Origin of the sequence: Chryseobacterium sp. HMWF035 (assembly GCF_003094695.1) — a bacterium.
Taxonomy (GTDB): Bacteria; Bacteroidota; Bacteroidia; order Flavobacteriales; family Weeksellaceae; genus Chryseobacterium; species Chryseobacterium gambrini.
Map to the genome: position 1 here is coordinate 21157 of NZ_QEHP01000121.1, position 13995 is coordinate 35151.

At 35.9% G+C, this 13995-nt stretch carries 12 protein-coding genes; 7 read left to right on the plus strand and 5 right to left on the minus strand.

Annotated features, from left to right (window positions below; translation table 11 throughout):
- The first annotated feature begins 4 nt into the window (after positions 1-4).
- From DD829_RS17935 to ychF, 5 genes are all read left to right on the plus strand, one after another.
- The gene (locus DD829_RS17935) at positions 5-1159 is read left to right on the plus strand and encodes a TIGR03364 family FAD-dependent oxidoreductase (RefSeq protein ID WP_108408558.1); all 1155 of its coding nucleotides are present in this window, start codon (positions 5-7) and stop codon (positions 1157-1159) included.
- A gap of 6 nt (positions 1160-1165) precedes the next feature.
- Positions 1166-1837 (plus strand): HAD-IA family hydrolase, encoded by a 672-nt coding sequence (locus tag DD829_RS17940; RefSeq protein ID WP_116548007.1) that lies wholly within the window; start codon positions 1166-1168, stop codon positions 1835-1837.
- 188 nt (positions 1838-2025) lie between these two features.
- On the plus strand, positions 2026-3879 hold the full coding sequence (locus DD829_RS17945) for an alkaline phosphatase family protein (protein ID WP_108410817.1): 1854 nt from the start codon (positions 2026-2028) through the stop codon (positions 3877-3879).
- A 220-nt stretch (positions 3880-4099) separates the two neighbouring features.
- A complete protein-coding gene (locus DD829_RS17950) occupies positions 4100-4651 on the plus strand; it encodes a ferritin (RefSeq protein WP_116548008.1) in 552 nt (183 codons plus the stop codon).
- A 161-nt stretch (positions 4652-4812) separates the two neighbouring features.
- Positions 4813-5904: a redox-regulated ATPase YchF gene (ychF, locus tag DD829_RS17955; RefSeq protein ID WP_087711593.1), complete on the plus strand. Its 1092-nt coding sequence runs from the start codon at positions 4813-4815 to the stop codon at positions 5902-5904.
- 91 nt (positions 5905-5995) lie between these two features.
- Here the strand turns inward: ychF and DD829_RS17960 are convergent, their stop codons facing one another.
- Positions 5996-6148: a bacteriocin gene (locus tag DD829_RS17960; RefSeq protein ID WP_108409124.1), complete on the minus strand. Its 153-nt coding sequence runs from the start codon at positions 6146-6148 to the stop codon at positions 5996-5998.
- 325 nt (positions 6149-6473) lie between these two features.
- On the opposite strand from DD829_RS17960, the gene DD829_RS17965 reads away from it, so the two are divergent.
- Both DD829_RS17965 and DD829_RS17970 read left to right on the plus strand, forming a co-directional pair.
- Positions 6474-7412 carry a helix-turn-helix domain-containing protein gene (locus tag DD829_RS17965; protein ID WP_410493823.1) on the plus strand — a complete coding sequence of 313 codons (939 nt, stop codon included), beginning with the start codon at positions 6474-6476 and terminating at the stop codon, positions 7410-7412.
- 90 nt (positions 7413-7502) lie between these two features.
- Positions 7503-8267 (plus strand): SDR family NAD(P)-dependent oxidoreductase, encoded by a 765-nt coding sequence (locus DD829_RS17970; protein WP_108410509.1) that lies wholly within the window; start codon positions 7503-7505, stop codon positions 8265-8267.
- Between the two features lie 355 nt (positions 8268-8622).
- On the opposite strand, the gene DD829_RS17975 is transcribed toward DD829_RS17970, so the two are convergent.
- The 4 genes from DD829_RS17975 to DD829_RS17990 form a co-directional block, all read right to left on the minus strand.
- Positions 8623-9771: a methionine aminotransferase gene (locus tag DD829_RS17975; RefSeq protein ID WP_108408701.1), complete on the minus strand. Its 1149-nt coding sequence runs from the start codon at positions 9769-9771 to the stop codon at positions 8623-8625.
- A 195-nt stretch (positions 9772-9966) separates the two neighbouring features.
- Positions 9967-11235, minus strand: coding sequence for a T9SS type A sorting domain-containing protein (locus DD829_RS17980; protein WP_108408700.1), 1269 nt, complete (start codon positions 11233-11235; stop codon positions 9967-9969).
- A 29-nt stretch (positions 11236-11264) separates the two neighbouring features.
- Positions 11265-12482, minus strand: a complete 1218-nt coding sequence (locus DD829_RS17985; protein WP_108408699.1) for a T9SS type A sorting domain-containing protein — start codon at positions 12480-12482, stop codon at positions 11265-11267.
- A 564-nt stretch (positions 12483-13046) separates the two neighbouring features.
- Complete coding sequence (locus DD829_RS17990; protein ID WP_108411372.1) at positions 13047-13763, minus strand: LytR/AlgR family response regulator transcription factor; 717 nt, start codon at positions 13761-13763, stop codon at positions 13047-13049.
- Positions 13764-13995 lie beyond the last annotated feature (232 nt).

Here is a 13995-nt window from a genome sequence, read left to right on the forward strand (position 1 = left end):
AAAAATGACAACAAAATTCGATTTAATCGTTGTAGGAGGCGGCATTTTAGGAACTTTTCATGCATATCATGCACTGAAAAAGGGTCTTAAAGTAGCTTTATTGGAAAAAAATTCTATTCCTCAAGGTGCAACGGTACGAAATTTCGGGCAGGTCGTCCCTTCCGGAATGGATCTCAAATGGCAGAACTTCGGAAGAGAAAGTTTAGCAATTTATAACGAACTTCAAGCTCAGACCAATTTAACAATAAGAAAAAACGGTTCTGTTTATATCGCCTCAAACGATGAAGAACTTCAGTTAATCAATGAGTTGCATGAGATTAATAAGAATAATGATTATGAATCTGTTCTTTTATCGAAAAGCGAATGTATCAGTAGATTTGACGGTCTTCGTTCAGATTACTGCAAAGGCGGATTATTTTTCCCACAGGAATTATCGGTGGATTCTGCTGAAATGATCGTGAAACTTCACACACTTTTACAGGAAAAATTATACTTAAAAATTTTCTACAATACAACTGTTGTTGAAACCCATGAAAATGACGGTAAATGTATCGCAATCACCGCAGACGGAACAGAATTGAATGCTTCAAAAATCATTATTTGTGGTGGACATGAGTTTAAAACCTTATATCCAACTGTATTTAACGAAAGTGATCTTGAAGTCAGCAAATTACAAATGCTTCAGACAAAACCACAGGGAATTTATTCGTTGCAGGGAAATATTTTGACGGGACTTTCCATCAGAAGATATGAGTCTTTTGAAGAATGTCCTTCTTTCGAAAAAATCAAGTCTTTGGAAGATCCGAACTCTTTTGAAAAGAAATTTGGAGTCCATATTTTATTCAAACAGGCTCTTGACGGTTCTGTTATTTTAGGAGATTCTCACGAATATGCAGATGCAAAGGATTCTGATAATTTAGGATTTGATTTAAATATGGAAATTGACGAATTCATGATTAATGAAGCCAAAAAAATTATAGATCTTCCGACTTATGAGATCCAGAGAAGGTGGTTTGGAGTGTATTCTCAATGCAAAACAAAGGATATTTTCGAGTACAGTCCTTCACCCAATATTCATATTATAACAGGAATCGGAGGGAAAGGAATGACCGGAAGCGGAGGCTTTTCAAAATTTAATATAGATAAAATTTACGCATAAAATTAAATGAAGAATATAGAATTATTGGTTCTGGATATGGCAGGAACCACCATTGATGAAGATAATGTAGTATATAAAACTTTAATGACTGCCGTGAATGATTACGGGTACGAAGTTTCTTTGGAAAAAGTTTTATTAAGCTGTGCCGGAATGGAAAAACTGGAAGCAATAAGCAGTCTTTTAAAAGAAATAGGCGGAAATGAAGCGGATGCACTTGCTATTTTTGAAAACTTTTCGGATCAGTTAAAAGAAGCCTATCAGAATTTAGAGGTAAAACCAATTCATGGCGTTGAAAATTTCTTGTTAAAAATGAGATCTCAAAACAAAAAAATTGTTTTAAATACAGGCTACACTTCCGAAATTGCCCGACAGCTTTTAGACAAATTAGGCTGGAAAGAAAATGCTCACTATGATGCTTTAATTACAGCAGATGACGTTTCGGAAAGTCGTCCAAGCCCTGAAATGATCATTCTTGCGATGAAAAAATTCAATATCAATGAACCTGAAAAAGTTTTAAAAGCAGGCGATTCTGTAATCGATATTGAAGAAGGTAAAAATGCAGGCTGCGGACTCACAATTGCCGTACTTTCAGGAGCTCAAAGCAAATTTGAACTGGAAAAATCCAATCCCGACTATATTTTTAATACGATTTCTGAGGCTGAACGATTTTTTTACTAATTCTTTCAAGTTACACTTACCCCAATTCAGCCTCTTTTAATTTCTGAACATCAGTTCTGGGAAATCCGGAAATCAACTTTGTCAAAGTTTTAAACTTTGACAAAGTTCTCAAAGTTACATTCCTTTTTTAAATTACTCAATCAACCTAAAGTTTGTAAAATCTTAAAATTCAAAACCCACTTATTATTATGAAAGCAAAACTATTTTCAATGGCAATCGTAATGAGCTGTTTTCTCGGAGCTCAGACGAAGAAAGTTCTTTTCATCGGGATCGACGGTTGTCGGGCGGATGTTATGATGTCTTCCGGTACGCCGAACATTCATGCACTGGCAAATCAGTCAGTTTATTCTTTAGACGGACTCTGCGCTGCAATTACTTTGAGCGGAAACGGCTGGAGCACCATGCTTACAGGAGTCTGGCATACGAAACACAACGTGCAGGACAATAATTTAACCAGCCCAAATTATGCAAATTACCCTGACTTTTTAACGAGAGCTGAAGCGTATAATCCCAATTTAAGAACCATATCTCTGGCTCATTGGGCTCCGGTTAATAATACCATTGTTCAGAACGCCGATGTAAAGACTAATTTTACGACAGATCTTGCGGTAAAAAATGCGGCTGTAAATGCAATGCAAAATGATAATCCGGACATTTTATTTATTGATTTTGATGATGTGGATCACGCCGGGCATTCTTATGGTTTTTCGTCTTCTGTGCCGCAGTATGTCTCTTCCATACAAACCATTGATACGTACATCGGAGAAATTGTAAACGCCATGAAAAGCAGATCAACGTACAGTAATGAAGACTGGCTCGTTGTTTTAACTACGGATCACGGCGCGGTAGATAACGGTCATGGAGGCGGAAATCTTTCAGAAAGAAATATTTTTACCATTTATTCTAATCCTAATTTTACTCCTCAGCAAATCAGCAGAACCCTTTCAGAATCTTCTAAAACGTTCAATCAGCTAAATCTTCCGGCAGGAACGTATGCAAAACCTGCCAATCAGACTCCATTTAATTTTGGGGCGACTCAGGATTTCACAATTGAATTCTGGGTAAAACCCAATGTAGCCTACACAAGTGATCCAGTGATGATCAGTAATAAAAACTGGGCAAACGGAAAGAACAAAGGTTTTGTAATTTCAGGATATTCCGGACAGACTTTTAAAATGAATATTGGCGACGGAACCAACAGAATTGATCTTGTTGGCGGTAAAATGGAACTCAATACATGGAAACACATTGCCGTAAGTTTCGACAGAGACGGACTTGTAACAATGTACGAAGATGGTGTTCCCGTAACTTTTGCAAAAATGAACATCATTGGAAATATTGATTCGGGACTTCCGTTTACGATCAATCAGGATGGGACAAACACCTACAGTCCAACGCTTGCAGCTTCCTACAGAGACATCAGAGTGTGGAAATCTGCGCTTCCGAACGAGGTCATCGTGAATTGGGCAAATCAGGATATTACGGCTTCGCATCCTTATTATTCTCAATTGGTTGCCAACTGGAAATGTGATGAGGCTTCGGGAAATATATTGGCAGATTCCAGCCCGAATGCTAATACTGTTACTGTTACCGGATCTCCTGCGAGAAATCTGAACACAGTTAATAATTTTAAAATTTATAATTATTTGTCAACAACCAGAGAAACAGATCATTTGCCGACTGTATTGAACTGGCTGTGTATTCCCGTTCAGCCATCTTGGGGAATTGATGGGGTAAACAGAATTCCGCTATGTGCCAACGGAAGCTTATCTGCTGAAGAAAAGGAGATTACAACGAATGATTTTATTATTTATCCCAATCCTTCGAATCAGGAAGTTAACGTAAAATTCAAATCAAAGGAAAAAGAAATGAAGCTGGAAATTATTGATGCAAAAGGATCGTTGGTTTTATCAAAAAAAGTCAATTCTTCCGACGATGTTTACCATGAAAAATTCAATGTAGGTCATTTTCCGGATGGGATTTATTTCATAAAAATAACAGGAAAAGGAAAGTCGCTTACCAAAACATTTATAAAGCAATAGAACAGAGATAATTTTTACTTCAGAAGGCTTCCGTTTTTATACCGGAAGCTTTCTTTTGATATGAAAATTTTATCTTCATATTTTAGAATAACTATAAATTATTAACTTAAAATAATGTAATTCAGGAGCTTGTAAATGTATTTAAATGTTTTGACTAGAAATAAAAACTTCTCGGAACCATTTTTGTACCATAGATTTATAATCACAAAAAATATCTATTATGAATACCAAAAGACTTTCCGATTCCATTGAAAAAGCATTAAGCGACCAGATGAACAAAGAAATTCACGCTTCACACACCTTTTTATCGTATGGAATCTGGGCAGACGATAAAGGATATCAGGGAATTGCCAATTTCCTGTACAGACACGCTCAGGAAGAAAGAAACCACTCCATCAAATTCATGGAATATGTATTAAACAGAGGCGGAAAGCCGAAAGTAGATGCAATTCCTGCACCTCCGGCAGATCCGGAATCGCTTACCGATTGTTTTGAAGGAGTTTTCAAACATGAAGTAGATAACACGACTGCCATTTATAAAATCGTAGATATGGCTCTTGAAGAAAAAGACTGGGCAACGTGGAACTTTATGCAGTGGTTTGTACAGGAGCAGATTGAAGAGGAAACACTGGCACAGAATCTAATCGACAAACTGAAAATTGCAGGAGGAGACAGAGCTACCGATGAATCTTTATTTACGTTGGATAAAACATTACAAAATGCACCGAATGGTGTTCCGCTGGCTCAGGAAGCTACAGGAGACAACCCATAAAAAGTAATAGGTAAATTTAAATTATTGAAAAATCTGTCAGATATTGGCAGATTTTTTTATTATGAAACTCCCTTTAAAATGACTATCTTTGCACGCTGAAAGTTCAGAGCTAAATTAAATAAAACTTTGAACAATAAACCTTAAACTTAGAATTTTACAATATGAAATGTGGAATCGTAGGCTTACCGAATGTAGGTAAATCAACTCTTTTTAACTGTCTGAGCAACGCAAAAGCACAGTCGGCAAACTATCCTTTCTGTACCATCGAACCGAATTTGGGAACTGTTTCAGTACCGGATCACAGATTGTTTGAGCTAGAAAAATTGGTAAAACCTGAGAGAGTTTTGCCTGCGGTTGTAGAGATCGTAGATATTGCAGGACTTGTAAAAGGAGCAAGTAAAGGAGAAGGTCTAGGAAACCAGTTCCTTGCCAATATCCGTGAGTGTGAGGCAATTATCCACGTTTTAAGATGTTTTGATAACGGAAATATTGTTCACGTAGAAGGTTCGGTAGATCCGTTAAGAGATAAAGAAATCATTGATATCGAACTTCAGCTGAAAGATCTTGAAACGGTAGGAAAAGCAGTTGAGAAAGCTAAAAAGTTCATCAAATCCGGTAAAAAAGAAGATGTTTTGGCTTATGAAACACTTCAGAGTCTTCAGAAATTTTTAGAAGATGGTAAAAATGCAAGAGAATTTGCAACAGACGATCTTACGAAATCAATTATAGGAGATGTTCAACTGTTAACCAATAAGCCGGTTCTTTACGTTTGTAACGTGGATGAAAATTCCATCAAGCATGGTAACGAATGGATTGGTAAAATTGAAGAAATGGCTAAAAATGAAGGCGCAGAAGTAGTTGTTTTAGCCGCTCAGATTGAAGCAGACATTAATGAACTGGAAACTTTTGAAGAAAGAGAAATTTTCCTTGAAGAACTTGGTCTTACTGAACCGGGAGTGAACCGATTGATCAGAAAAGCTTATGATCTATTGAAATTACAGACTTATTTTACAGCAGGAGTAAAAGAAGTTAGAGCTTGGACAATCGGAAAAGGCTGGACGGCTCCGCAGGCTGCAGGTGTAATTCATACCGACTTTGAAAAAGGGTTCATCCGTGCAGAAGTAATCAAGTATGATGATTATGTAAACTACGGTTCTGAGGTAAAAGTAAAAGAAGCCGGAAAACTTTCTGTAGAAGGGAAGGAATACATCGTAAAAGACGGTGATATCATGCACTTCAGATTCAACGTATAAGAATAAAGTATTAAAGTTAGTTATAAAGAAAAACGCTTCCAATAATTTTTTTGGGAGCGTTTTTTATAACAATAAGTTGAAGATTAAAGTTTTACACAAACTGGCATTTTAATTCTACACAGCCAATGCCGTACTTAAAGCATTCTTTGGTAAAAGGATCTGTACAGATTTCTTTTCCGCCAGTAATAGATTTTAACTGCTTTTTATTCAGTTTCTTTCCGTTGTATACATTTTGATTTTTCATAATGGTGATTTTAATAGGTTAAGGGAGGTCAAAACATTTCGGTTCTGCACAACGTCTGCCATATGCTTTACAGAGTCCTGTTTCCGGATCAACACATTGCTGTAGTCCGCCTTTGATGGATCTTAACTGCTTTTTGTTAAGCTTTTTTCCATTTGATAAATTTTGATTTTTCATATAAGACATAATTTTAATTTGGTAATTACTAATTTATAAAATATTTCAATATAAATCACCTTAGTTTGATAAATTTATAAAATTATTGTTGTGGATTTCAGAAAGAATATTCCGTACATTTGAATTTTACAAATTCTTAGGTATGGAAAAAATGCAGCATACTTCTTACACGTCGCTGGATGATTTTTACAGAGAAATGACCGCGAAACTCGGAACGGATCTCGAAACTATTTTTCCGAAAGGGCTTCATAAAGAAATTGGTCATTTCAATGTTTTTGATATTGCCAAAACGATTGAAAAAATCAAAACAACCTCCGAAATGCCTTATAACAGAAGAAAATATTACAAGATAAGCTTAATAAGAGGTAGAAACAGAGCGGAATATGCAGATAAAATTATTCAGATAAAAGGGAATGCACTTTTATTTGCGACTCCTAAAGTTCCTTATCACTGGATTCCCGAAGATCCTTTCCAGTCGGGGAGTTTCTGCGTTTTTACAGAAGATTTTTTTATTAAGGATAAATCACACAATACGCTTGAAGATTTACCGATCTTTCAGCCGGGAAATGTTCCTCTTTTTGAAATTGATGATGCTTTGGCAGACGAAATAGAACTCCTGTTTGATAAGATGAAAAAAGAAATTAATTCCGATTATATTTTTAAGTATGATCTTATCCGAAATTATGTTCTGGAGCTTATTCATTATGGGCAAAAGTTGCAGCCGGCTTCAAAATTATCAACATCAAATGACGCTTCACTGCGTGTTGTTTCTTTATTTATCGAACTGTTGGAAAGGCAGTTTCCCATAGAATCGTCGGATCAGAGACTGCAATTGAAAACGGCAAAAGATTATGCAGACCGATTGGCGGTTCATGTAAATTATTTAAATAAAAAACTGAAAGAAAGTACCGGAAAAACAACTACCGAAATTATTGCAGAAAGAATTGTTCAGGAAGCAAAAATTCTTCTGAAACAGACAAAATGGAACGTTTCTGAGATTTCATATGCTTTGGGATTTGAAGAGATTGCACACTTCTCTAACTTTTTCAAAAAGAAAACATCTCTCGCTCCTTTGGAATTCCGGTCATGATTTGAATTTTGCAAATTTAAGTTTGAATAAAGCAAACGCCTGAACCGTAAATTATCTGAACTTTGTCTCATTAAAATAAATCATTAAATAATGGAAACAAGAACAAAAATTGCCCTAATTACGGGTGGAAGCAGAGGATTAGGAAGAAATTCTGCTATTAAAATTGCGCAGAAAGGTCTTGATGTGATTTTAACTTACAGAACCAATAAGGAAGAAGCGGATAGAATAGTAGAAGAAATTCAGTCTTTGGGGCAAAAAGCAATTGCTTATCAGTTGGATACAAAAGAGGTGAAAAGTTTTGATGCTTTTGTAAAAACGGTCGGAGATCATCTTGAAGAAAATACAGGCAGCCGAAATATCGATTATCTCATCAACAATGCAGGAACAGCTTTATATTGCCCGATTCCGGAGGTTAGTGAAGAGCAGCTGGACGATATGGTGGATATTCATTTCAAGGGAGTATTTTTCCTGACTCAGAAATTTTTGCCTTTTATGAATGAAGGTGGTGGAATCATCAACGTTTCTTCAGGATTGGCAAGGTTTGCATTACCCGGATCTTCCGTTTATGGCTCTATGAAGGCAGCGATTGATATGCTTACGAAATATCAGGCAAAAGAACTGGGCGCAAGAAAAATTAAATCCAATGTTGTGGCTCCCGGTGCTATTGAAACAGATTTCGGCGGAGGAAGAACAAGAGATGATAAAAATATCAATACTATGGTTGCCAATAATACCGCTTTAGGAAGAGCAGGAGTTCCCGACGATATCGGCGGAATAGTGGCTTTCCTCTGTACCGAAGAGGCAAGATGGATCAACGGACAGAGAATTGAAGCTTCCGGTGGAATGTTTTTATAATCTTAAATAAAAACTGGTGACAGAAATTATCAATGTCACCAGTTTTTTATTTCAACTTTTTTACCGCAAAAGATGCAAAAAGATTTAAACACTTTAGTTTTTTAAGTTTACTACTTAAATGGAAAAAAAGAGCACATAAGTTTAAAAAAACTTTTGAAATACTTTAAATAAACCCACTAAAGTCTTTTGTATTTTTTGCGGTTAAATTTAAAATTAGTTTAAACAAACTTTATGATATATTACGTACAATCTTTTTGTAATGTTTAAATAAAAAAACTGGTGACAGAAATTCTTGATGTCACCAGTTTTTATTTTTTTGAAACTGTATAGTTTGCTAAATCTGCGGGAAATAAAATTACAGTTTAGACAAATTCTCCAAAGCTCTTTCCAAAGTTTCCTGCTTCTTCGCAAAACACAGACGAATGACATTTTCATTCAGCTTATTTTTATAAAAAGAAGAAAAAGGAACACTTGCCACTTTATGATTAATCGTGAGTTCGTGAGCAAAATCAAGATCATTTTTGTCAGAAATCTTATCATATTTTAAAGCCTGAAAATACGTTCCTTCGCAATCCAGTAATTCAAAAGAAGTATTGGCTAAACCCTGTCTTAAAAAATCTCTTTTCTCCTGAAAGAACTGATTCAGCAGATTATAATGATCCGGATTTTTCATATATTCCGCCAAAGCAAGCTGCATCGGTGTATTTACGGAGAAAACATTAAACTGGTGTATTTTTCTGAATTCATCCGTCAGATATTTCGGAGCCGCACAATAGCCTATTTTCCAGCCGGTCACATGAAACAGTTTTCCGAATGAAGCCACTAAAAGGCTTCTGTTTTTCAGTTCGGGATATTTGCAGATGCTTAAATGCTGTTTTCCGTCAAAAACAATATTTTCATACACTTCATCACTTAAAATCAGGATAGAAGTTCCTTCCACAATTTTAATTAATTCCTGAATGTCATGTTCCTTTAAAATCTTTCCGGAAGGATTGTTCGGGTTATTCAGGATGATCATTTTGGTTTTTTCCGAAACTAAACTTTTTACCACATTCCAGTCGATTTCATAATCGGGAGCTTTCATTTCGAAACGCTTTACAATTCCCCCGAAAAGTTCTACCGTAGGTTCATAACAGTCGTAAGCCGGTTCAAAAATAATGACCTCATCTTCTTTCTTTACAAAAGTCGCAATTGCAGTGAAAATAGCCTGAGTTCCGCCTGCAGTAACAGTAATTTCAGAATCGGGATGATACACTGCCTGATGAGAATTTTCTATTTTTCCGGCAATTTCTTCCTTCAAACCAATCATTCCGCCCATCGGAGCATACTGATTAAAGCCTTTTTTAATGAAATGATCCACATGATACAGCAATTCGGAATCCGGCATGAAATCGGGAAACCCCTGCGATAGATTGATGGCTTCATTTTCATTGGCAAGCTGCGTCATTTGACTGAAAATCGTAGTTCCTACATTGGAAAGTTTGGACAAAGGAAGTTGTATCATTAAGGATTGTTTTTTTCTTGTATCGAATTTAATTTATTTTTTACAATCAGGAGAGATTTATTGGCTTAAATTAACCACAAAACGCAAAAAGATATTTTATTGGAGGATGAATGAAATACTTAAAATGTCTTTAAAGAAATCATTCAAAGAAAAACCACCCGATTTCGGATGGCTTTTTTAAAGATATGAATTGCGCTACCTCGTTATGAGCAGTTTCTGCGAAGCCGTTTTAGAAGTCGATTTTATCTCAACAATATAAGTTCCGGGAAGAAGCTGATCCGTATGGAGTCTCATGGATTGTTTCCCGCTGTTCAGCGTTTCAGATTTTTCGGCAGCTATTTTACCCAAAGAACTGATGATTCTTACAGTAATCAATTCTCTTTTTTCAAGGTTCATATTTACGTCTACATAATCTTTTGCAGGATTTGGAGTGAGTTTTGGCGTGTCAGAAGAAAGAGTATTATCAATTGCCGTATTTGCATTTTTTTGCACCACTGCGGTACTGATATCAAATCCGCCATCCATTACCGTTACCAGCGTAAGCTTTTCATCATCATTTAAATTAACATTAATAGGAACGGATGAAGAAAAATTGCTGAAAGAAACACCTTTTTCCTGTGCGGTAGCATATTCTTTAATCTGGTTGCTGATAAATCCGTTTTTAAAAATTCCGTCGTAAGTAAGTCCGTTTTTAGAAATATGTACGGTTGCGGTATACACCACATCAGGATAAGTTCCGTTTTGTACAGCCTGCTCATTTGCAAGCGCTTCGTCATCCGAAATATTAACGTTTTCTTTAATAACAACTATTTTTACGTTAGAATAAAAATCCGCAGAAGGAGTGATGTTGATTCTTCCGTTCATTTTAGTAACAACCAGTTGATTATTATCGTTCACCGTAACATCACCGGTAATTTCTCCAAAAGAAGTTCCGTTATCTACCAGTTTAGAGAACTTCTTTTCATCTAAGGTATAGCTTCCTGTAAGTCCTGCAGAACCTCTGCCGGAAGAAGTCTGTGTAAGATAAATTCCGCTGGTAAGGTGTTCGGCTTTTGCATAGCTGTTGTACGCATACGGACCTGTGAAAGAAAGGGTACAGACATTGTAAACCTGATCGTAAACCGTTCCGCTTTTGCTGCAGATGGCTGTCTGAGGACGGGAACATCCTTTGCTTTCATTAGAACAGGTGGAAGACCATAAACCCACATTTCCGTATCCTACAAATTGACCGATACAGTTGTACCCTGTTACATATTTTTTGTAAGAAAGGACAGAAGTCTGAGCCTGAGCGACAAATTTTCTGTGAAAAAATCCGCCGCACCATTTTCTGGTAATCGTAGAAGCATGCGCAGAAACTTCAGCATGTGAGATTAAACCAATGAAAAGGGCTAAAATTAATTTTTGTGATTTTATGATTTGAAAGCTTTTTTGAAGCAGTCCTTCAGTTTTTAGTATTGTTTTCATGATTTTTTATTTTGTGTTTGTTGATCGGTTTATTTCGAAATCAGAAGTTTTTGCGAAGATTTACTGTTTTCAGATTGTATCTCAACAATATAAGTTCCCTGAATCAGTTTTTCAGTATTAATCTTGATGCTTTGCCTTCCGCTTTCTACCGTTTCGGAAGTGTTAATCAGAATCTTTCCGGAAGTATCCATAATTTTAACAGTTACATTTCCTCTTTTGGAAAGATTGGTCTGTACATCAACATAATTTTTTGCGGGATTGGGAACCAGATTGTAATCCGGTTGACTGGCTGTTCCGGACTCTGCTCTTGCTGCCTCTGCAACATCTTTCAGCGGAGATTTCAGATTAGCTGAATTTTTGGCATTTCCTCCTTCCGCAGGTTTCGGAACGCAGATTGAAATACACGTTTTACACTTAGGCAGGTCTCCTTCAAACTGAGTCACACAAACAGTGTAGCTTCCCGGCAGATTATAAGTATGGGATGTTAAAACATTTCCAGAAGTTCCGTCGCCCCAGTCTACTTTATATAAGCTTGGAGAATTGGTACTCTCCAGAAATACCTGAGCCGTAGTGTAATTTCCTGATGTGCTTGTTGTAGTCTGGATTTTAAAGTTGGAATTGCATTCATTGCATCCTTCACAAGGTTTTACACAGATATTGTCGAAATACATCACTTCCTGTTGTGTAGACGTAATATCCGGAGTAATGGAAAGAACCTGAGAATTCATGATGATATTGTCGAAAATTGCCGCATTCACAGGGCTCATCGTCCATGCTCCATCGGAATTGCTCGGAAGAACACCGCCGCTGGAAAGCTGAATAGGCGCTTTTATACGAACCCATCCGCTTCCGGGAGTTACCGTTACACTTGCAACAAATGTAGCGCTGTTGGTACCGTCGGAAAGCGTGATGTAAGGATGATAGGGCAATCCGTAGCCACTGTCGTTATCCAGATAAAAATCAAAATAAAGACACTGTCCTAAAAAATAGTTTCCCAGCTTTTGGTAATCTTTCCAGTTCTGATACCATGATCCTCCCGACTTGTCTTTTATAACAAGAAACTGCGATCCGTCCAGGGGATTCGGAGAACTTACACCCACGCTTACATTTCCGTTGGGCGCGGCAGCCGGAGCCCAGTTTCCGTAAGGATTTACAGGATCATTAAAGTCTGAACAGGGAGGATTTTGTGCCAAAAGCATTAAGTTTCCCAAAAGAAAACAGAAGATTAAAAAATACATTCTTACCATGATGCGAAATTGATTTTATACATCAAAAACCAACAAAAACTTTAAGAATTAATACTCATTGAATACATTTTGGTTTTCACCTTTTTAGCTGTTTAAATTTTCTACATGTAGTTAAGACTTTAAAAGTATCACATAAAATAATCTCACACTAAAGTGACTAAGCAAATGTGAACGGATTTTGAGTAAGTGTAGTCTTTTCGCAAATAAATGTATTTACTGCGCAAAAAGTTGCGATGATTTTATGCTTAAATAACTGAATGTTATTGTTTTAATTTTAGTAAAGGAAGAATTTCCTGTTATGTAAAAATCACGGTTTTATGTAAAAATATTCATTCTTACATTAACGCGTTTTCGATAAAGAGAATATAAATTAATTGATAATCAATATTTTGTGTTCTGTTAATTGCGTCAGGCTTAAGTTCGATGTAAAGATTCCAAATCAAAATTGACTCTAACCAAAATTTGTATAAGTTTTAGCTAAAGCCAATTGCTTTCTTAGTCATTTAAGTGGTATAAATTCCTACTGATATTTTTGTATTGTTTTTACATCGAACTCACGTTACATTAAGCCATTTTATGAAGGAATTCGTTTTTTTTCCGGATGGAGACATCCAGAACAGAATTATCCGCCATTACCACCTGTCCGCCTTTTCCTTTAATATATTCTTTCAGATGTTCGAGATTGATGAGATGCTTATGGTGAATTCTAAAAAAATTATACTCCGAAAGGTTCTTCTCAAAATCGCACAGTGTTTTGGAAACCATTACTTTGCTTTTGTCGGAAAGGTAAATAAAAGTATAATTGGAATCGGCTTCACAACGAATGATTTCGTCAATATTCACCCGCTTAAAACCTTGGAGGGTAGGAAGATTGATCTTGTTTTGAAAACCGGAAAATGGGGAGATCCTGTTTTTTCTGAATTTTTCGAGTGCTTTATTAACGGTGAGCACGAAATCCAGATTTTTTAAAGGTTTGAAGATGTAATGGATAAATCCTCTTTTTATTGCCTGAATAGCAGATTTTTCTGATTCTGTGATAAGAATGATGGAGAAATCGTTTTCTTGAAGTTTTTCCAGCATTTCCAGATCATTTTCGTCAAAATAATGAATATCAACGAGTAAAATATCCGTAGAATTTTTGCTGAAGTAATCTGAATCGAAAAGAATACACTTCGTCTGAAGGTCAATTTCGAATTCAGGAAATTCCTTTTTCAGTAATCGGGAAATGTATTTGCCTTCATCTATGTCATCAATGATACAGGCATTCAATTTATTTTTCATGTGAGTTTGGTTTTTGGTTTCAGTTTTAGTGGTAATTACAGAAAGACAGCCATAAGATAATATTTATTGATGTTGTTAAGATTATTAAATTCAAACATAATCAGCTTTAATTTTAACGAAAAAAATAAAATAAAGCAGGTTTTTCACTTGATATTGAATAATGTAAATATAGAATTTCATTATTAATAATGCAATACCTATGAGAATATTTACAAAAAAATGAATCAAAATA